Source organism: Xanthomarina arctica, assembly GCF_014638915.1.
Taxonomy (GTDB): domain Bacteria; phylum Bacteroidota; class Bacteroidia; order Flavobacteriales; family Flavobacteriaceae; genus Xanthomarina; species Xanthomarina arctica.
In genome coordinates this window covers 262,398-284,194 of record NZ_BMFQ01000002.1, presented here as the reverse complement: position 1 = coordinate 284,194, position 21,797 = coordinate 262,398, and the positions used below count along the sequence as shown (strand labels likewise).

Annotated in this window: 14 protein-coding genes; 12 read left to right on the top strand and 2 right to left on the bottom strand. The window is 32.9% G+C overall.

Annotation, left to right across the window (positions count from 1 at the left end; all coding sequences use genetic code 11):
* Window positions 1-173: 173 nt before the first annotated feature.
* The 12 genes from IEV77_RS07465 to IEV77_RS07405 all read left to right on the top strand — a co-directional run bounded on the left by IEV77_RS07465 (window position 174) and on the right by IEV77_RS07405 (window position 10,998).
* The gene (locus IEV77_RS07465; RefSeq protein ID WP_188463410.1) at window positions 174-710 is read left to right on the top strand and encodes a GNAT family N-acetyltransferase; all 537 of its coding nucleotides are present in this window, start codon (window positions 174-176) and stop codon (window positions 708-710) included.
* A gap of 87 nt (window positions 711-797) precedes the next feature.
* Window positions 798-2,003, top strand: a complete 1,206-nt coding sequence (locus tag IEV77_RS07455) for a lipase family alpha/beta hydrolase (RefSeq protein WP_229736611.1) — start codon at window positions 798-800, stop codon at window positions 2,001-2,003.
* Window positions 2,004-2,345: 342 nt separating this feature from the next.
* Window positions 2,346-2,876 carry a hypothetical protein gene (locus IEV77_RS07450; protein ID WP_188463404.1) on the top strand — a complete coding sequence of 177 codons (531 nt, stop codon included), beginning with the start codon at window positions 2,346-2,348 and terminating at the stop codon, window positions 2,874-2,876.
* A 175-nt stretch (window positions 2,877-3,051) separates the two neighbouring features.
* Window positions 3,052-3,825 carry an AraC family transcriptional regulator gene (locus tag IEV77_RS07445; protein WP_188463402.1) on the top strand — a complete coding sequence of 258 codons (774 nt, stop codon included), beginning with the start codon at window positions 3,052-3,054 and terminating at the stop codon, window positions 3,823-3,825.
* 64 nt (window positions 3,826-3,889) lie between these two features.
* The gene (locus IEV77_RS07440; protein WP_188463400.1) at window positions 3,890-5,410 is read left to right on the top strand and encodes a S41 family peptidase; all 1,521 of its coding nucleotides are present in this window, start codon (window positions 3,890-3,892) and stop codon (window positions 5,408-5,410) included.
* Window positions 5,411-5,717: 307 nt separating this feature from the next.
* Window positions 5,718-6,965, top strand: a complete 1,248-nt coding sequence (locus IEV77_RS07435; protein ID WP_188463398.1) for a cation:proton antiporter — start codon at window positions 5,718-5,720, stop codon at window positions 6,963-6,965.
* 38 nt (window positions 6,966-7,003) lie between these two features.
* Complete coding sequence (locus tag IEV77_RS07430; RefSeq protein ID WP_188463396.1) at window positions 7,004-7,237, top strand: hypothetical protein; 234 nt, start codon at window positions 7,004-7,006, stop codon at window positions 7,235-7,237.
* 86 nt (window positions 7,238-7,323) lie between these two features.
* Window positions 7,324-7,554, top strand: coding sequence for a type II toxin-antitoxin system RelE/ParE family toxin (locus IEV77_RS17445; protein ID WP_262891658.1), 231 nt, complete (start codon window positions 7,324-7,326; stop codon window positions 7,552-7,554).
* 174 nt (window positions 7,555-7,728) lie between these two features.
* Complete coding sequence (locus IEV77_RS07420; RefSeq protein WP_188463394.1) at window positions 7,729-8,292, top strand: Crp/Fnr family transcriptional regulator; 564 nt, start codon at window positions 7,729-7,731, stop codon at window positions 8,290-8,292.
* A 67-nt stretch (window positions 8,293-8,359) separates the two neighbouring features.
* Complete coding sequence (locus IEV77_RS07415; protein WP_165750265.1) at window positions 8,360-8,968, top strand: short chain dehydrogenase; 609 nt, start codon at window positions 8,360-8,362, stop codon at window positions 8,966-8,968.
* Between the two features lie 168 nt (window positions 8,969-9,136).
* Window positions 9,137-9,829 (top strand): T9SS type A sorting domain-containing protein, encoded by a 693-nt coding sequence (locus IEV77_RS07410; RefSeq protein WP_188463392.1) that lies wholly within the window; start codon window positions 9,137-9,139, stop codon window positions 9,827-9,829.
* Between the two features lie 236 nt (window positions 9,830-10,065).
* On the top strand, window positions 10,066-10,998 hold the full coding sequence (locus IEV77_RS07405) for a transporter (protein ID WP_229736609.1): 933 nt from the start codon (window positions 10,066-10,068) through the stop codon (window positions 10,996-10,998).
* 84 nt (window positions 10,999-11,082) lie between these two features.
* Here IEV77_RS07405 and IEV77_RS07400 read toward each other — a convergent pair whose 3' ends face one another.
* Both IEV77_RS07400 and IEV77_RS07395 read right to left on the bottom strand, forming a co-directional pair.
* Entirely contained in the window at window positions 11,083-12,054 is a 972-nt protein-coding gene (locus IEV77_RS07400) for a PorP/SprF family type IX secretion system membrane protein (RefSeq protein WP_188463390.1), read from the bottom strand.
* Between the two features lie 41 nt (window positions 12,055-12,095).
* Window positions 12,096-21,749, bottom strand: a complete 9,654-nt coding sequence (locus tag IEV77_RS07395) for a T9SS type B sorting domain-containing protein (protein WP_188463388.1) — start codon at window positions 21,747-21,749, stop codon at window positions 12,096-12,098.
* Window positions 21,750-21,797 lie beyond the last annotated feature (48 nt).

The window sequence follows — 21,797 nt, the reverse complement described above, 5'->3', positions numbered from 1 at the left end:
ATATTTGATTGAATATATAAATAAAAACCGTCCATAAAAAGGCAAATAGATTATGGCAGGTAAAAATACTGAATTCAAGTTTTGAAGGCCTTTAATTAGGTTCATCACGGACTGGCAGGAAAGTGCTACAAAAACAGCAATAAACCATATGCTGAGCTGACACTAGATATTAAATGAAAAAGCAAACTCCCAACATACAAATAAGAATCGCAAATAAACAAGATGCTGAATTTATTGCCTTGTTAGGCAGAGTAACTTTTACGGAGACATTCGGACATCTTTTTAATGACAAGCAGGTATTATTTGATTACTACAATGAGACTTTTTCAGTCGACAAAATTGAAAATAGCATAGAAAAACCGAATAATATATATTGGATTGCATTTGCAGACAGATTAGCGGTTGGATATGCTAAATTAAAATTGAATTCACAGTCGGAATTCATCACAGATAACAACATCTGTCAACTACAAAAAATCTATATATTACAGGACTTCTTATCTTTGAAAATAGGATTTAAGTTACAAAACGCACTTCTAAAAAAGGCGAAGGAAAAAAGTTTTAACAAAATATGGCTTTCCGTATTTATCAGTAATGATCGCGCAATTAATTTCTATTCAAAAAATGGATTTAAGGAAATTGGAAATCACGACTTTCAAATTGGAAAGGATAATTTTGAATTTATTGCTATGGCCAAACAGTTAGAATAAAAACGCTGGTTAACTTAAAAATATAAATACTTTAAGCTTAATGATACTAGCTGTTAAAACAATTCATTTTTACAAGACACCTATTACATGTCAAAAAAAATAAAAAACAATTCTGATTTACAAGGCCTCAACCGTTTAGTTATAGATGCTACAATTGGCATAACGGACTTAGTTGAAGCAATGCATAAACGGGTGGTTCACCCTCCCTTTCTTCCATCCACACCTATTCAGCATCTTATAACCCATATTGCTGGTTTCACTTTTAAAAATATTAAATGGAGCACACAATTCATAGGTGCCGGCCTAGATAAAGCTCTAGGGAAATTACCACCTTTACTTACTAAAATAAAACCTACCAATGAAAGAGAGGCCATAAAATCTGCCTTAAATGGTGTCGTGGGAGACTATTTGGAAGAAAAAGAGAATCCTTTAAAAATCACTATGCAATTCAGATATCAGGCAAAAGAGATATTACTTGATAGAGAACACCTTAATGTAATTTATCCAGCTATTAATGGCAAAATTCTTTTAATGGTACACGGTTCCTGCATGAATGATATTCAATGGACCAGAAAAGAACACAACCACGGAGAAGCATTAGCAAAAGAATTAGATAAAACACCTATTTACTTATATTATAACAGTGGAAGGCATATTTCTTCTAATGGGCAAAATTTAAATAAATTATTAGAAGAACTAGTAATGGCGTGGCCAGTACCCATTGAAGAAATAATCATTATTGCTCATAGCATGGGAGGTTTAGTCGTTAGAAGCTCAGTACATTATGGTAAGCAACAGAAAAAAAATTGGACAAAAAATCTTAAAAAAATTATCTTTTTAGGAACGCCTCATCACGGAACTCCTTTGGAAAGAACAGGTAATTATCTAGATGTTATTCTGGAATCAATACCTTATACAAAACCTTTTGCTCGTTTAGGAAAAATTAGAAGTTCTGGGGTAACAGATTTAAGGCATGGAAATCTAGTTGATGAAGATTGGCAGAACAATGACCGATTTGAAATTCAAAGTGACCTTAGAAAGAATATTCCACTGCCTAAGCGTATAGAGTGTTATAGCATAGCAGCCTCCATTGAAAAATCGACTGCCAATGTATATCCTCGAATTCTAGGAGATACCTTGGTTGATGTTAAGAGTGCGTTAGGACAACATAAGGATCCTGATAAGGATTTACATTTTAAGAAGAAAAATACTTGGGTCGCTTATGAGAATAGTCACTTAGATTTATTGAACAATGAAAATGTCTATGCCAAAATAAAGCAATGGCTGTTATAACTTTAATGGCTTCTTCAGGCTTTAGGATTATATCCTTTTTATTATTTACAGATGAAAGTTGTTTTTTAATTTAAATAACTTTCCAAGCCTGAAATAAGGCTACATAATTCAAAACAATTATGTACAAAAACAACAAAGTAGCTACTCAAAAAAATTTAACAAAATGAGGATGTTTATAGGTGTTTTTTTATTTTCACTTCTGGTTGTTCTACTAGGAATATAAAATATGACAGAGATAAAAAATTGATTAAATAATGTAAAAAATCCGTAGTTTAGTATTCATCCAAAGGAAACTGTGTACTTACTTTCATTTACAAAATCGTTAGTAAACATATAAACGAAATGCAGAAATTTCATTTAATTATAGTTTTAATTTTAATATTTAGTTGTTCTCAAAAACAAACTGACAGCCGAATTAAGGGATTTGAAAAAATATTTGGAGAAAGACAAACAAATGCTTTTGATTCACTTGTATCTGATTTTGAGCAAAACTTAACCAAAATATATCCAAATTTGACTGTAGAAAAAGGGTATCTTCAATATCTAATCGATATAAAATCTGACACGATAACTGACTGGAAAAAATTTGACTTTCAATCCAAAAGTACGCACTCTGAATATTATAAAAGTGGACTCCGAAATGAAATCTATAATAAAGATACTACTTCACTAAAGGAAAATAATTTCGGCAATTATATGACAGCACTTTATGAAATAAAAGATTCGGATTCTTTGATTAAAGGATATTGGAATAAAAGAGAATCTGCGGGCATAATGCAAAACACACTTATTGTGGACGGTCTTTTGAGCTTAAAACCTGATTTTAACAATTATTTTCACAAACGAATTGTCGTTGCTGAATTTAGCTTTTAATAATCAATACGTTTGCTAACCTCATTTGAAAAAAATTGATAGTTTTACATAAACTAAAGTTAATTGCTCGTTTCCTAGCTTCTGATTTTCCTTAGGAAAATCCTCTGACACAAGCGCGCACTTTTTACACGAAAAACCTTAGCCAACATTTAAAAAAAATATTGAGAAAATAAGAATGATTTTAGATGATTTAGAATATATAAGTATAGAAAATCAAACGACTGAATTTCCAAAGCACTTTCACGATACGTTTTGTATTTCACTAATTCATAAAGGAATTGAACAAATTGATTTTGAAAATCAAAGTCTTTTTAGTGAGGCTGGAAGTATAACAATAACTAATCCCTACGAAATACATTCTAATCCATTATTTGATAAAAAAAATCAATTGAAATTTGACACCATTTACATTCCTAATCAATTAATGAAAAGTATCCTAAATGGAAAAAACATCAAATTTATTAATAGAAAAATAAATAGTAAAATTGCTAACAGTTTATTTATAGAACTTAAAAATGCTATTGACAAACAAGAAACTGAACCTATCGAATTTTATTTGCAACAATTTATTAGCACGTTAAAAGCCTTCTCTCAAGAAAACGAAAAAGAATATTCTGAATTAAATTTAAATAGTTTCAAGCAAATTAATAACTACATTGAAGCTCATATTTACGACAAGTTTAGTCTAAACGACCTATCGAAAATTGCGAACATTAATAAATTTGGATTTGCAAAAAAATTCAAAGCTTCAACAGGAATGTCGCCAATTAACTACATTTTAATGAAAAAAGTGTTTTCTAGCAAAAAGTTAATTAATCAGAAAACAGAACTTACAACAATAGCATATCAATACAATTTTACAGACTTGGCTCATTTTTCCAAAACGTTCAAGCGTTTTGTTGGCATTTCACCTAAAAATTACCAACAAAGCATTATTGAAAAATTATAATTGCCAACATTATACAAGTACCAATATTATTACATCATTACATTTGGAAAAATTTTAAACCCAAATGAAAAAAATATCATATTTCTCACTTCTCTTTTTTATTATATCCCATGCTATTTTTGCACAATCTATAGACGCTTCTTTTTCACAAAAAAAAATGCGAAAAGATTTAGAGTTGTTTAAAAACATAAGAGTAACAACTAACTCGGGATTATACAAATACCGTACAAGCCAAGAAATTGATAGTATTTATAATTGGGCAGCTAAACAAATTAATAACTCTTCCACTTACCGAGATTTTTATAATATCATTTCCCAGCTAACAGACTTTGAAGGCAGTCTGCATAACGATACAAGTATGTCGGAAAAATTAAATCAATCTTTAAAAACTGAAAAAAGCGGTTATTTTCCATATCCAGTAAAATGGATTGAGGGAAAATGGATTATGAATTACGAAAATGAAAAAATCCCATTAGGTTCTGAAATAATATCAATCAATAATGAAAAAATAGAAGTTGTTATAAAAGATCTCTATAAATATTATACAACAGACGGCATAAATAAAACGGGAAAGCAAATAGGTTTAAATTACAGTTTTAGCAGATATTATCGTTTAAATTATGGTTTAACAGAAACCTTTTCAGTAATATATAAAGAGGCTAACTCAAATACCACTAGTCAAATTACACTTGAAAGCCTTAGCTATAAAAACTACTATATAAATGTAGAAAACAGATTTTCAAAACCATTTGATGAAGTAAATTATAAAAATTGGAATGATAATGACATTTACAGTTACAAATCGATTGACAAGTTTACCGGAATTTTAACTATAAATGACTTTGGAATGGGAAACGAAGAAGACCAAAAACATCTAAAATATGTGTCATTTTTAGATAGTATTTTTACAACTATAAAAAAAAATGACATAAAAAATTTAATTGTAGATGTTCGCTATAATGGTGGTGGAACAGACCCAAATGATTTAGTAACATATTCCTATTTAACCGACCGAAATTTTTCAGAGAATAAGCAAGCTTGGATAAGTTTTAATAAAATACCGCATTTAAAGTATATAGAAAGTAACGTACCTTCGTTTTTAAGGTTTTTAGGTGTTGGCAAATATAATAAGTGGTTTCAAAAAGAATTTTATATAGAAAAAGAAAATCACTTTTATCAAGGTCCTTTAAGTGAAGACCGAAAAATAAGAAAACCGAACAAGCAAGCATTTAAAGGTGAAGTATATCTTCTTATAAGCCCAAGAATTGCTTCAGCAGGAAGTTTATTTGCCTCAATGGTAGCTGGCAATAGTAATACGACTGTAATTGGAGAAGAAACAATGGGTGGCTACTATGGCCACAATGGACATACACCTTTTACCTATATTCTTCCTAACTCTAAAATTTCAACATCCTTTTCCATTGTAAATTTGGAACAAGATGTTCCGAAAAAAGAAAATCAAATATATAACCGAGGAATTATTCCTGACTTTAACGTGAATCAAACTTTTGAAGATTATTTGAATCAAAAAGATACTCAAATGGACTTTACACGCGACTTGATAAAAAAGAATTTGAAGGAATAAAAAGGTTGAATAACAAAGTACTATGCTGAAATTAATAAGTCTTGTTGCACTTGCAATTCATTCTTTTTTAATTATTCTATTATTCCCTTTTTGTTGTAATAACGCCTACTCCCAATCTCAAAGTATTTAATTTTGCCTTTATTTGTACAATGACATAATGTTGACGAATTATATTTAAAGAAATCTGTCGTTTCCGTTCTTGTTACATAAATGTCCTTATCATTTGTATTCCACTAAAGTTTCATTTTAATTTATAAAAATAAATTTTATACTAAAAAATGATATTATATTTTAATTATTTAGGCCTATGAATTATTATTTAATTATTACTAGTTTGGTTTTACTTTCAGCCGTTTTTGGTTATATCAATGTTCGGTTTTTCAAACTACCAACTACAATAGGCTTAATGTTGATAACCATTTTGTATACTCTTGGAGTTTTAGGTCTAAGCTATTTTGATGATACTCTTCTAAAAGCTGAAGTAGAGTTGATGCAGCAAATAGACTTTAAAAAGGTCTTAATGGACTATATGTTGAGTTTTTTGTTGTTTGCTGGTGCCTTACATGCAAATTTTCAAGAACTTAAAAAACAGCGTTGGCCCATTGTAATTTTTGCTACAAGAGGGGTTTTGGTCTCTACTTTTCTAATTGGAACAGCTACTTTCTATTTATTACAATTGTTAAACATTCAAATAAGCTATGTAAATTGTTTATTGTTTGGAGCCATAATTTCACCTACAGATCCTATTGCTGTGCTAGGTATACTAAAAAAGGCAAATGCACCAAAAAATTTGGAATCTAAAATAGTGGGAGAATCGCTGTTCAACGACGGAGTTGGGGTTGTAATGTTCATAACACTAATTAAAATAGCAGGAACTGGTGGAGAAACGGTAAATGCCTTGGATATTATAGAATTATTCGGACAAGAAGTATTTGGTGGTATCCTATTAGGGCTATTTATTGGATGGATTACTTTACGACTTCTAAAATCCATAGACGATTTCAGCATCGAAGTTATTATCTCGTTGGCTGCTGTTATGGTGGGGACCGTGGTTGCTCAAAAATTACATTTATCGGCTCCTTTGGCCATGGTTGCCGCAGGGTTATTTATTGGAAATGATCGTGCAAAAGATACTGCTATGTCTGAAACAACTGAACTATATGTCGGCAAATTTTGGGAATTGATAGATATTTTGCTAAATGCCATTTTATTTGTTTTAATAGGTATGGAAATGTTGGCATTGACTTATGAATTAAATTATATTTTAGCAGGTGTTTTAGCCATACCAATTATTCTTTTGTGTCGTTACGCATCCTTATGGTTCCCGATAAAATTCTTTGAAAAAAGATTAAAATTCACACCTCACACCAACTTAATAATGACCTGGGGTGGCTTAAGAGGTGGTGTTTCCATTGCGCTTGCTTTGAGTCTATCGGACGAAACGAATAGAGAACTTTTTTTAGTAATGACATATATTGTGGTAGTGTTTTCAATTTTGGTTCAAGGACTCACGATTGAGAAAATAATAAAGAAATTACTACCTAAAATTGAATAAATTGATTATTATGTATCTTTGATAAAAAGCTGAATAAAATGAATTTAGAAGCTCGAAAAATAGAATTTGTACAGGAGTTTTTAAAACTTCAAAGCGAAGAAGCAGTTTCTCGCCTCGAAAAAATATTGAGAAAAGAAAAAAAAGCTTCAGAGGATCAAATTATTGAACCTATGACTCAAGATGAGTTGAATAAACGAATTGACCAATCAGAGTCTGATTTCCAAAACAATCGCTTTAAAAGTAGTTCTGGACTTTTAGCCAAATACGAATAATGGCAGTGAAAATTATTTGGCCTGAATTCACTGAAAATCAATTTGATGAAATCTACGAATATTAAGAAAAGAAAGCTAGTCCAAAAATTGCCAAAAAACTTCTGAAAGGAATTATCATCGAAACCAAGAAGTTGAAAAAAACTCCACATATTGGACAAGAAGAAGAATTACTTCAACAAAGAATAATCCATTATCGTTATTTAGTATTCAAAAACTATAAACTGATTTACTCTGTGGATACAGAAAACGGATTTATAAAAATCGCAGACATTTTTGATACAAGTCAAAATCCACCAAAATTAAAACGTACAAAATAAAAGCTAGTGGCTAACACTGTTTATAAAAAATGCGTAATTTAGTACTTTATCAAAGGAAATTGCGTACTTGCTTTCATCCTATTTTCGTTCCGAAAATCCTCTGACACAAGCACGCAATTTTCATATACAAAACCGTTCGCGGTATTTTGAGCATGCTAAACATTAAAGAAAGAAATGAACGAATATTTAAAATCATTTAATTTATTTACAGATATAGAGATTACTGATTTCTTGAAGTTATCGCTACCTATTTTATTAAAAAAAGGCGATTTATATATTAATAACAATGAAATTTGCGACTCTATAGCTTTTGTTAAAAGTGGAATTTTTCGTTCTTATTATTTTTCAAATAATGATGATGAAATTACCTATTGTTTCACTTTTCCTAGTAAATTATTAATGGCTTATTCTTCATTTATTTCACAAAAAAAATCTGAAGAAAATATTCAAGCTCTGACAGATGCTGAAATAATTTCAATACCAAAAGCAACGTTAGAAAATTTAGCCAAATCAAATAGTAATTGGTTGCGTTTTTTGAAAATTATTGCCGAAAAGGAATATGTTGAATTAGAAAAATGGATATTTAATCATCAAAAAGATAAGGCTCAACAACGCTATTTAGATTTAATTACAACGCAACCTGAATATATCAAAGAGATTCCACTACATTATATAGCTTCTTACCTAGGCGTTACACAACGTCACCTAAGTCGAATAAGGGCTAATATTACGTATTAGACAAATGTCCTGTTCCTAAACCTTGAGTACTTCATAAATTTGCATATAATTTAAAAATAAATATTATATGAAAACAATAATTTTAATTGGAGCAAACGGAAAAATGGGACAAGCAGCTTTAACTGGTCTTGGAAAACATAAAATTATAACTGCTGGACGGTCTGCCGATAATTATGACTTTCAAGTAGATATTACAAGCGAAGCATCTTTAAGGAAATTATACGAAGATGTTGGTCATTTTGATGCTGTTGTAAACACTGTTGGTGTTTGTGAATATGCAAATTTCACTGAAATGACCGAAGAACAATGGATGAGTACCATTTTAAGTAAAATGATGGGACAAATAAACATTGTACGTATTGGTCAAGAATATATTGCAGATAAGGGGTCATTTACTTTAATAACAGGAATTTTAAATACTAAGCCTATACCTTTTGCAATTGCTGATGCTACTACTAGTGGCGCTATTGATACATTTGTTAAATGTGTTGCTTTTGAAATGCCAAGAGGAATCCGAGTAAACTCAATAAACCCAACTGTTTTAGAAGAGGCTTGGGATGTTTATGGTGAAATGATGCCAGGTTTTGAGCCAGTTCCTGGAAAATTAGTAGGTAAAGCTTTTGAACGTTCGGTTGATGGATTTATTACGGGTCAAGTAATTTTTGTAGATGCATAAATAAAAACTACCGCCAATAATAGCTTATATAAAAAAAATAGCAGTTACGAGCTAAACTTAAAGTTTGGTTCTTTTCTGCTATCTTTGTTTTAATCCGAAAAGTGTCACACTTAACTCTGCTAATATTCATATACAAAACCGATAGTCACAAGCTGAAAAACAAAAACCATGAAACAATTACTACTTTCGATTTCAGTTATTTGTTTCACAAACTGTTTTGCACAAGAACCAAATCCTGATTTATTTCAAACTTGGTATCTGTATTCTGTTATGGCTAGCGATGGAACTCCAGCACCTTATGTGGTTTCAGAAATAGAACCTACCATAACCCCAACTTTGACAATTTTGGAGGATTTGACTTTTTATGGAACCGGAGCTTGCAACACCTTCAATGGAACTTTCAACCTACCATATCCTGATAATTTAGAAACAGACCAATTTTCAAACACAACTGATGACTGTGGAATTGAAAGCCATAATAATTTTGAAAATGAGTACTTTGATTTCATACAATTGATAGGTTCTGGATATTATCTTTCAACAGAAGATAATGGTATGGAATTAAAATTGAATACGCCTGTTTTCGGACAAGCAGTTTTTAAAAATTTCCCACTAAACATTACAAAATTTGAGTTACACCAAATTGATATTTATCCTAACCCAATTAGTTCACTAATTCATTTGAAATCCCAAAATAGTCACATTATTAAAATAGAACTATTTAATTCAATAGGACAAACCATAAAAACTATAGAAAACAATTTTGATACAATAGATCTTTCTGATTTATCTAATGGATTTTACATTATGAAGATTGACTCGAAATTTGGAACTATTAACAAAAGAATTATTAAAAAATAGAATTTTGATTGTAAAAAAGCGTGGGCAACACTGTTTATAAAAAAATGCGTAGTTTAGTACTATATCAAAGGAAAGTGCGTACTTGCTTTTACACATAAAACCAAGGGCAATAATTAAACAATCTCATAGAAAACAGAATTCCCTAAAAGACTGAACAGGAAAATATTATAAATATGAATCTACATCATGATCTATTTTTAAACTTTGTTTACTTTTGATGTGATAAACATTCTTAGATGAACAAACAATACCCATCGCTTGCTCTTATAACTAAAATAAATCTGTTTTTAGTTTTCATTATTTTCACTCATGGTTATTCTCAAGATATAGAACCAAAACGTTGGACTTCCATGCCTTTAGGGATTAATGTGGTAGGAGTTGGATATGGCCATGTTTTTGGAGATATTGAATTTGATCCACTTTTACAAGCTCAAAATGCCACGGTTGTAGTAAATCAAATAGCCTTACAATATGTTCGTCCTTTTAGAATTGGTAAGAAACAAGCTAGAATCGATGTTTTAATTCCTTATACCTTTGCTAAATGGGAAGGTTTATTAAATGGTGTTCCTGAAGAGGTTACCCGCAATGGCTTTGCAGATCCTAGATTAAGGTTTTCTATTAATTTTATTGGACCAAATGCCATGACTCCTAAAGAGTTGCAAGAATACTTAAAGGAAAACCCCGTTTACACCACTGTTGGCGCCTCTCTTGCCATAACCTTTCCTTTTGGTCAGTATTATGGCGATAAACTGTTAAATATTGGAGGGAATTCTTTTGTTTTTCGTCCGCAAGTGGGTATGGTTCATAATTGGAACTCCTGGTCTTATGAGTTAACAGGGTCTGTATATATTTATACTAACAACAACGATTTCTATATTGATAAAACTAGAAAACAAGATCCACTTTTTGCCATGCAAACTCATCTTACCAAACATTTTAAACACAGAATTTGGACCGCATTGAGTTTTGGTTATGGTCTTGGAGGTCATTCTATTGTTAACAGACTACCAAAAAATGATGAACGAGGAAACTTCTTAGCTGGCCTTTCTGCTGGAATGCCCATATTTAAAAAGCAAGCCATAAAAATAGCATACGGAACAACGCTTACTCTAAAAGATGTTGGCGCTAACACAAACGGTTTTGTCTTTGGATGGTCTACCGTTTTTTAATGTTGTGATTTCAAAATTAGACATAAAAAAAATCAATGGTTTTAGTTTTACCATTGATTTTCATATAAAAAATTCGTGTAAATATTAATGCACTGGCGTTTGTGTACAAGGACAATCGCTTATTCCTTGTAAGAAATTTAATCCAATAGTTACCATATGAGTTCCTGAATTATATCCCGCTAAATCATTGGTAGTAATTTGATAGGCATAAGCAAAATAGAAATTAGAAACTTGCACTCCTACCATAGGCCCAACATTTAAAGGTTTTCCAAATTGATCGTTTAAGAATCTATAGTTGAAACCTCCCCATATATAATTTTCTTTTCTATTGTATTTTCTAATCTTTAAATTGATGTCTGTACTAGAACGATTATCACTATCAAAATATTGGAAAAATACAGAAGGTTCAAATTCTAAATATTTATTCGTTTTACTTTTTATAACAATTCCTGTATAGATTTGATAGTTTAAAAGTAAGTCTGGTTCTATTCCTGTAAAATTATCAATATCCTTAGGTAATAGGTTATTCGCATTTAAACTAAAGTAAAAATCTTTATTTCTGTATAAAACACCCACATCGAAATTGTTGTTTGAAGTAGATCTATCGTCAGTTACTCTTGGATCTATGATTGGGGTTTCATAAGTAGGTTGAAAATTATCTATATCAATTTTAAAACTATTTAAATTGTATGAAATACCAAACGACAGATATTGCTTAGAATAATAATCTAAAATTAAATGATGAGCAAAGGACACTTTTAACCCTTTTTGCTTCGTGTTTCCATTGCTATCATTATACATAGAAAGTCCAACTCCCGAACGACTTGCTATTCTAAAATCGGCATAAATAGATTGATTATCTGGTGCTCCTTTTATTCCAACCCATTGGGTTAAACCATTGGCTCTTATTTTTAGATTATCGCCAATTCCAGCAAAGGTTGGAGAAATCACGAAAGGATTATCTGCTAAATATTGTGTAAAAACGGGTAGATTTAACTCTTGGCTATAACTTTTGGTTATGATTAATAAAAGAGAATATATAATTAGTTTTTTCATTTTGATTCGTTTTTAATTTAGACAATAATCATCACTTAGGGTTATCTATATAGGGTAAAATGACCAACAAAACTTCTACTGTCTTTAGCATCATTCAATCTAACAACATACCAATAATCTCCGGTAGGTAATTCCTTCCCTTGGTACAAGCCATCCCATGTTTGTCCTAATCTTAAGCTAGCTACTTTTCTACCATATCTGTCGAAAATATCGAAATCAAGATTTGGATAATGAATAGTACAACCTGGACCCCAACCGTCTAAAACCCCATCTCCATTTGGAGTAAAGTAATTAGGGATACAAACGTCTACAAAATCGAAATGTCTTGTTGCTGTTGCAACACAACCATTACTATCTGTAACTGTTACGGTGTATGTACCAGATTCTGAAATAATAAAGACATTGGTGCTTCCATAAGATTCTCCATTCAGAGTAAATTCATATTCGCCAGAACCTCCAGAAGCATTTGCTATAATCTCATTAATTTCACCATCGGTTAAAACAAGAGTTAATGGATCGAAAGTAGTAATGTCAAATAATAAAGTTCTTTGTATACATCCATTGGTATGTCTAACATCTATATAATGTCCAATTCCTGGAGCAACATCTATAAAGACATTACTCATTTGATAAGGACCACCATCTAAAGAATAGTCTAAATCGTCTAGATTGGTAATACTATCATCTACAGTAACGGTTACTATATTACTTGATGCATTATTAACACATGTATAATCAATTTCTACTATTGGGTTTATTCTTACCGATTCTTCAAGGTTATTAACTTCCACTTCAGACTCACAACCTGCGCTATCACGCACATAAACGGTATGAAGTCCTCCACTCAATCCAGTGAAATCAAACTGGGTTTGTCCTGAAGTTCCTGTAGTATAAGGCCCACTATAACTGTCTATACTTACAGAGTAAGGCGGTGTACCTCCAGAGATATCAATACTAAATTCTGCATTTAAATCTCCTTCACAAACTTCATTAATTATAGATAACGTATCTACTATAACCATTACTGGAGCAGGTTCGTTAATGGTGAAATTAATCATCAAGTAACATCCTAATTGATCCTGTACAATTACATCGTAAGTTCCAGTACCTAAATTTTCAAAAATATTAGAATCGAAAAACTGATTTAATTGTGGGGAAATAGCATATTTAATAATGCCTGTTCCACCAGAAGCATTAATAACTATAGATCCGTTATTAGCACCATAACAAGTAACATCTGTTACCGTAAAAGGAGCTGTTAATGGAGCTAATGGTTCTGAAATAATAATTGGAGTCCAAGTTGTTAAACAATCTCCACTAACTACTTGGATGATATAAGTTCCTGCAGGAAGTTCGGTGAACACACCTGGACTATTTTGTGTCGCAGAAATAGTATTCCCTAAAGTATCCTGTAAAGTATAAATGTAATTTCCTAAACCTCCTTGAGCAACAGCAACAATAACTCCTGTTGTATCTCCTGCACAGTTAATAACAGCATTTTCTTCAGAAACAATCAGAGTTAAATCCGGAAGTATATCTATGGTAATTTCATTAGAAACTCTAGCAATACATCCATTAGCATCTTGCACGTAATATTCGTGAGTCCCAACAGGAACAGAGAATGTTGTGGATGTTGCAAACGATCCTAAAATTGGAGTAAAGCTATCGTTATCACTATAAGTGTAAGGCCCCGTTCCTCCTATTGCACTTAAGGTAAGGGTTGATTCCGTTAAACATGTTTGAGAAGTTGTTTTTACCAAACTTGCTTCTATTGCAGTTGGTTGAGAAATAACAATATCTGCTGAAGTAAAACTACAGCTGTAAGCATCTGAAACTATAACTTGGTACGTCCCTGCTCCTAATTCGCCAAATACTGGAGAACTTTGAGGTCCTGACGTGCTAACCGTTGGTGAAAGCATATTCAAAGTGTATGAATAATTATTTCCTTGACCCCCTGAAGTAGCAGTAACTGTAATTGTAGCAGTTGTATCATTAAAACAAGTCAACAAAGTTGTGCTTGCGGTCGCCGTTGCAGTAATTGGTGTAGGTATAACTAGTGTTACTGTCTCTGAAGCGATACAACCACCAGCATCCATGACGTTTACGGTATAAGTTCCTGCTGCTAAATTTGTAAATGTTCCACTTGAAGAATAAGCAACAGTTGTCGCTCCTGTTAATTCATATTGATAGGTCCCCCAACCACCAGTGGCAGTTGCAGTAATTGTTCCTAAATCGTTTGAACAGGTAACATTCGATGTTTCTAAAGCAATTAAATCTAAAGCTTCCACTGGAGACGTAATAGTTACCACATTGGTTATTGCAGCACAAAAAGGACTAGAAGTTTCAGTTACTACTACTGTATAATTTCCAGCCATTAAACCTGTTATGGCTTGCGGATTTGTACTTGTATTAGATGCAATTGGACCTACAACAGACGTTCCAGTATTATTAAACACCTCGTAAGTATAAGCGCCTGTATAACCAGTCACATTAATTTCTATGGCACCATTAGTATCACCAAAACAAGTTACTGCCGTGGTAGCCGTAGCTACAGCATCCACTGTATCAAAAGGTGCTACTGTATAAGCCGCTGTTGCAATGCTACATCCTGTATCTAAATCGCTAACCAAGAAATAGTAATCTCCCGGTAATAAAATAGTAAAGACATTTGATGCTTGAGGAGTACCAGCTGGCAACATTTGGTATTCAAAGTTTCCAGAGCCTCCAGTAACAGTTATACTTATTGAACCTGTATTATTACAATCAATTGGAGTTGCTTCTGCAACTGTTGCCAATGTTAAAGTTGGCAATGGTAAAATAGTTACCGTATTTGTTGCTATACAACCATTCGCATCTTTTACATAAATAGTAATGATTTGGATAACTCCCGTATCGATAATATCAAACACATTAGAGTTGAAATAATTAGTTCCATTAATACTATATGTATAAGAAGACGTTCCTCCTATTTCTGTAATGGTTAAAGTAGAGGTATTTACTGATCCGTCTGTTGCGCAGGCGTAATCTGTTGCAATTCCAGATACTGTTAGTAAATTAGGTTCATAAATAGTTACTAATTCTATTGCAAAACAACCTCTTCCAGAATTCACTTGAACCGTATAAGTACCTGCGGCTAATCCTGTAAAAATATTCGAGTTTTGAGCAGCAACAACTATTGGAGCTGTTATTTCATAGGTATAAATTGGATTGTCATTTCCGGCATCTAAATTAACCGTAATCACACCTTCATTACTTCCATTACAACTAACATCTGTAGTTGAAGTTGTAAAAGTTACTGGCGTTGCTGCATCTAATGTGATAGTAGCATCTTCAGTACATAAAGTAGTCGTATCCGTTATGGTAATCGTGTACATTCCTGAAGGAACTCCAGAAAACACATTCCCAGATAAACTAATAGAAGCTGGATTAGGACTAATACTATAAGTATAAGTTCCTGTTCCACCCAAAGCTGTAACGGTAATTTCACCATCATTATCAGCACATGTTGTAATTCCAGTAATAGCTGGAGTGATTCCTAATGGAGACTCAATAGTCACCGTTGCCATATGTGTACACCCATTAACATCTTTAACTTCTATAGTATGAATTCCTGATGTTACATTCTGAAGCGTAAATGGAGCTGTTCTTGTTTGGAATGCACCACCATTAATACTAAAAGAATAAGGAGGCATCCCAGCAGTTGTTAAAGTAACATCAATTTCGAAAGCACCTTCAGCAGTATCACATGGATTGTTTACCACAGCGTTAACAATTGGTGAAGGATCTTGTGGCAATACTAAAACAGGAGTTGTTTTAATACATCCATAAGCATCCATAACATGAACATAATAACTATTAGCATTCATATTAAACACGTTAGCAGAGGCCCAAGCTGGATCTGTTGCAGGCGGTGCCGTTGCTGTAGTTGTTATTTGGTACATATATGGAGCTGTTCCATTCATTCCAATGGCACTAATAACTCCAGAATTAAGATTACAATTGGCGTTTTGATCCACAGTTGCAGTTAAGCTTAATTCAATAGCAGATTCTGTGATATTAAAAGGTATTGTTACCACGCTACATCCAGTATAAGGACCCGAGGTTTCACTTATTAATACAAAGTAGTTTCCAAAAGGTAAAGGACCTAAATTAGTTATAGGTAATGAGCCATTTGCTGGCACAACTCCTGTTCCACTAATTCCTGTGGTTACTAATGATAGAGAATCAAATATCTCATAAGTCACATTCGTGGATGATCCATAAGTACTGTTAATATTAAACGACACATTTCCATCGGCACTACCCGTACAAGTAATATTATTTGCCGTAACCGCGGTAGCAGTTAAGGTAGAGTTTGTTGGAATAGGACTTGTAGCAATTTCATAATAACTACATCCTGTTGAAGAGTCAAAAACAATAAATGTATAAGTTACTCCTGGAATTAAACCTGTAAAAATAGCACTACCTGGTGTTCCTTCTGGAATCCATGAGCCACCTGGAGGAGTTCCAGTAGCCGGATAGGTACTAAAAAAGAATGGTCCAGAACTAATTAAAGTTGTTCCAATAGTTACAACAGCTTCACCTCCTAAAAGGCAGTCTGCAGTTGCAGTAATATTAATATCTAAATCGTCTGGCGGAGATGCAACAAGAACGTCTTGAATTAGAACAGAACAACCATTAGCATCTACCACATTAATTTGGTATAATCCAAAATCAACAACATCAAAGCTAACAGAAATAGATCCAGTTGTATTTAATTCGGAATTCGAGTATCCGTTGGTTCCAGTTACAAAATAATTATATGGAGAGGTTCCACCTGATACACCATCTATAATAACAGACCCTTGCGAAACACCTAAAGGTCCACACGTTATATTTACTGCATGATGATTTACTAGTATTGGTGTTGGTTCCGCAATAATTATTGTTGCTGTATCTGTACATAAATTATTATCCGTTAAAGTAATAGTATAAGATCCAGCTGTAAGACCAGAAGTCTGAGTACCATAATCGGTTCCAGTAGTTGTATTAAATACATTTATAACATATGCTGGTTCTCCAACTGTAGTATTAATTACCACATTTATAGCCGCATTATTATCGCCATGACATAAAATAGATTGCGTTTGTGTTACAGATATAATTTCAGGTAATGTAAGTACATCAACCGTATTGACTGCTGATAGTGCCGTACAACCTTGAGCATCTGTTATTTGAAATTGATACGTTCCATTGGTAGCAGTAGAATATGTAAATGGGGAACCTGTAGCTCCTAGGGCAGTAAATGTGCCTCCATTAATAGATACCTCATAAGTATATGGTGCATAACCTCCAGAAATAGTTCCTGTAATAACCGCATCTGGTGATGCTGTACAATCTAATTCTTTAGTCACATTAGTACTTAAAATTAATTGAGGTGTAATAGTTTCCGCTGGTAATGTCACAGAACATCCATTAGCATCTCTTACTATAATCGTGTAAGTTCCAGGAACTAAATTATTAAAGATATTATTTGATGTAAATGGCGCACCATTTATACTAAATTGAAAAGGAGCTTGTCCACCAGTTGCAGTCACTTCAAGCGTTGCAGCATTGGTTGTATCATAACAATAATCTGATGTTAATGCTATTGTTGCCGTAGGACTTCCTGAGACAGTTAAATCAAATGTGGACGTAACAGTACATCCTAAAGCATCGGTTACTGTAGCTGTATAAGTTCCAGTTTGAGTTAAATTTCCAAAAGTATTACTCGCTTGAGCAGGAATAACCGTACCATCTGGTAAGGTAATACTATAGGTATTTCCTCCCCAACCTCCTGTTGTATTAATAACCACTTGCCCAACACCATTACAGGTAATTGGACTAGGATCTGTAGTAATACTTAAAGCTGTACTAGATTCTTCTACAGTTAATGTAGCAGTAGCATCACAATTTGTTGTAGAATCTGTTACTATAATAGTATAAGTTCCTGCTGCCAATCCAGATAAAACTAATGGTGAAGTCCCAGCTGTTGAAGTTCCTCCATTTAATGTGTAGTCAAATCCTGTTGAACCAGATACAGTAAATTGTACAGAGCCATTTGAACTTCCAAAACAAGTAACCTCATTTATATTTTGTCCAACAACAGTTATTGCTTGTAATGGGTTTATTGTATAAGATTCTGTGTAAGTACAATCGTTCTCATCAATTACTTGGAAAGTATATGTACCAGGAGCTAAATCAGCAAATACATTCGACGTTTGGTACGCTGTTGCTTCAGAAGCAGGAGCAATTATTTGGTATTGTAAAGTACCTAAACCACCTGTTGTTCCTGTAATGGTTATCGTGGAGGTATTCAACGGACAACTTAAAGGAGAATTACTAAATGTTAAATCTGTTGGTGGATTTAATGGATCGATAGTAATGCTATCTGCAATAAATGTACATCCACTAGCATCTTGAATCGTAATTGTATAAGTTCCATTAGATAAACCACTAAAAGTCGTTCCTGTTTGAAAAGTCACACCATCAATACTATACATATAAGGAGTCTGACCTCCACTAACTCCAGAAACTGTAATAACGCCATTGGTAGTACATGTATATGGTGTTGTTAGGGTTGCTGTTCCTATTATTGGATCAGTATTTTCAATAGTAATGGTTTGTGGGTCTGAAAGACAAACATCAGGACCAGTAGTATATTGAACTACAACTTCATAATCTCCTGCAGCAAGTGCTGTAAAAACATTTGAACTTACAAAAGTAATACCTCCATCAATACTGTACATCAAACTGTTTCCGTTAGGATTAGTTACATTAACTGTTATAGAACCTGTTAATGACCCAGAACATAAAACATCTGTATGATTTACTGTAAACACCGGTGCTAATGAAGCTTCTACGGTTATAGAAGTAGTTGCTTCACAATTATTTGAATCAACTACTAAAATATTGTAAACTCCTGCTGAGGTTACAACAATTTCTGGAACTGTTTGGAATTCTGTTGAGCCATTTACAAAATAGAAGTAAGGAGCTGTTCCACCACTAGGATATATTGTAATTTCACCATCTGTACAAGTTAACGGACTTGTAATTGCTGAAGTAGCTGTTAATAAAACCGGCTCAATAATTTCAATATCTTCTGTATGAGTACATCCATCTTCTGTTTCTACAAGCGTTGTATAAGTTCCCGGATTTAAGTTTGAAAAAGTATAATTGTTTGCAGTAATAGGACCTACACTATTTATTAGAGTTGCTCCATCATAAATTGAGAAGAAGTATTGTGGACGAACATCATTTGCAGCTAAAGTGACACTTCCTTTATCCCCATAACATAATGGTTGCGCAATATTTATAGATACCGTAAAATCTCTATCTCTAATTTGAACATCTGGTACTGTAAAAACACATGGGTTTGAAGGAACACCTACTTGTTGAATATAAACAGTATATGTACCTGCAGTTGTAATAGGAAAAACATTACTTGATTGAAAGGTTATACCATCAAGACTATATTCGTAGCCACTTGGCACACCTCCAACGGTAATTTGACCTGGTGTAGTACAAATAATATCATTGCTAGTAACAGTTGCATTTAATACATTTTCATAGACATTAAAATAAAACTGATTAAAACATCCACCTTCATAATTGATTGTCAATCTGTATTGTCCTGCAGTATCCACATTAAAAGTTGGGCCTGTTCCAACTTCATTCCAAGTACAGGTATCACTTTCATTCGCGCAATCTGGATTAGTAACTGCTGTACAGCTGCTTTCATCTAATACTTCCCAAATAATGGTTGTAGCATCTGTAATATAGGTTTCAATTAATGTGAAATCGTTTGCCCCACATAAAAAGATATTCGGCAATAATTTTCCATTATTGGTACAGGTTACAACTTCGTCTGCAAAAGGAATGACCGGATTGACTAAAGTTGTTGCTCCGTAGTTTGCAACCACATAAGTTTGAGTTATTGACTGACAAGGCGCTTCTGCCGTATTATAAACATAATAAGTTCCTGTAGCCGATACTGTAATGCTTTGTGTGGTACCAATTACTGGGGTACCAGTTGGGCTAGTTGACCAAGAATAAGAATCATAACCATTTGCTGCAGTTAATTGAACAGTTTCTCCACAAAGAACTACGTTTTCAATAAATTCACAATCTAAATCGGCTAAAAAATTTGTTGCTTGAGGTGAAATCAAACACCCTGTATTAGTATCTAAACTTGGATCGTCAGTAATTACAAAATTCGGATTTTCAATACCACTATAGGTAGCAAAAGCCTGATTAACTATACGGTTAGAACAGGCATCCGCTAATTCGTCACAATTTTCAACCACTTGTGCATGAATTCTAATTTCAGTAACAGGATCTCCCTGCTCTACATAAGAGTTGTCTACACTAAAAATAAGTTCTCTTGTTGCAACATTATAACTTTGAACGGTTACTCCTGGAGGCAATACACCTAAATCTGCTGGATAATTAAAAATAATATTAATAGGAAGGACATCTCTTATCAATAAATTATTGGCATCATCATTTCCAGAATTATGAAATCCAATAACATAATTTAAGGAACTCCCAAGCCCTACTAAATCTCCTCCTATATTATTTCCAAAATCATCTTCAACAATTTTAGTAAGTACAATTTTAGGCTCTATAATTTCAACGGCAAACGCACAGAAATAAGCAAAATATTGATCCTGATTACTCTCTAATCTAATAGTTGCATTGGTATCATCATTACCAATAACAGTGTTTCCTGGATTTGGAATAACCATAATTCCTGTATCAAAACCTAAAGTATTGGTACTGTTAGGAACCCTATTATTAACTGGTAAGGCACTTAGTTGTGTTACTGAAGAATTAAAAAAGTTATTAGCAGGACGATCGACAGCCGACATGGTAATACCATTTAAAATCAATCTATCATTTTGAATTGGCTTATCTCCTTCTAAAGCTGCAAATGCAAAATTAGCTCTAACCGGTATTGGGGCTGGAACTGTACGAAATCCTGAGACAGGGATATCTACATCTACAGAACTATTTATGGAACTAAAACCATCAAAACTAGTTATTGATTTACCAGGTAATGTTGGATCTTCAAATACTATAAAAAGTGACCATCCAGCAGAATATCCTGTTCCATTATATGGGTTAAAAGTAGATGTTCTTCCTGTGGCTGTAGAGACATTTCCAATAGTGTAAGTTCCTAGATTATTTGTTAAACTATTTACAATAGAGGTTACATCTGCATAACTAGAGTATGGATAACTGTTTCCTGTTTCTACCCCATTTGCTTCATATATAACAGTACCTACTACGTCATGGTATCCACCTGTTGGGCCTTTAAATTTAATTTCTGTAATAGGTTCATCTCCATTAGTAACCGCTCCCCAATACAAACCAGCATGAACAATTCTGTAACAACCTGGGTTTGGAATTTCTAAATCGGCACTGGTAGAATTAAATGTCGAACCATCTCCATCAATGTCAATATATTGCATATTAACATTATGATTGTAAGTATAATTATCATTAAAAGGATCATTACTTGGGCCTAAAATATTATTCCCAATTAAACGAATATCTCCTTTTAAATCTTGATTAAATCTTGGAGTAAAGGGCACGAAATTTTGTGCGAACGTTGGCATGCTCATTATAAGTATAATTACAGCGATGCTAATCTTAAAAAAAGTAGGTTTTTTCATGACATTCTTATTTATATATTCATTTAATCTGCACAAGGGGCATCATCC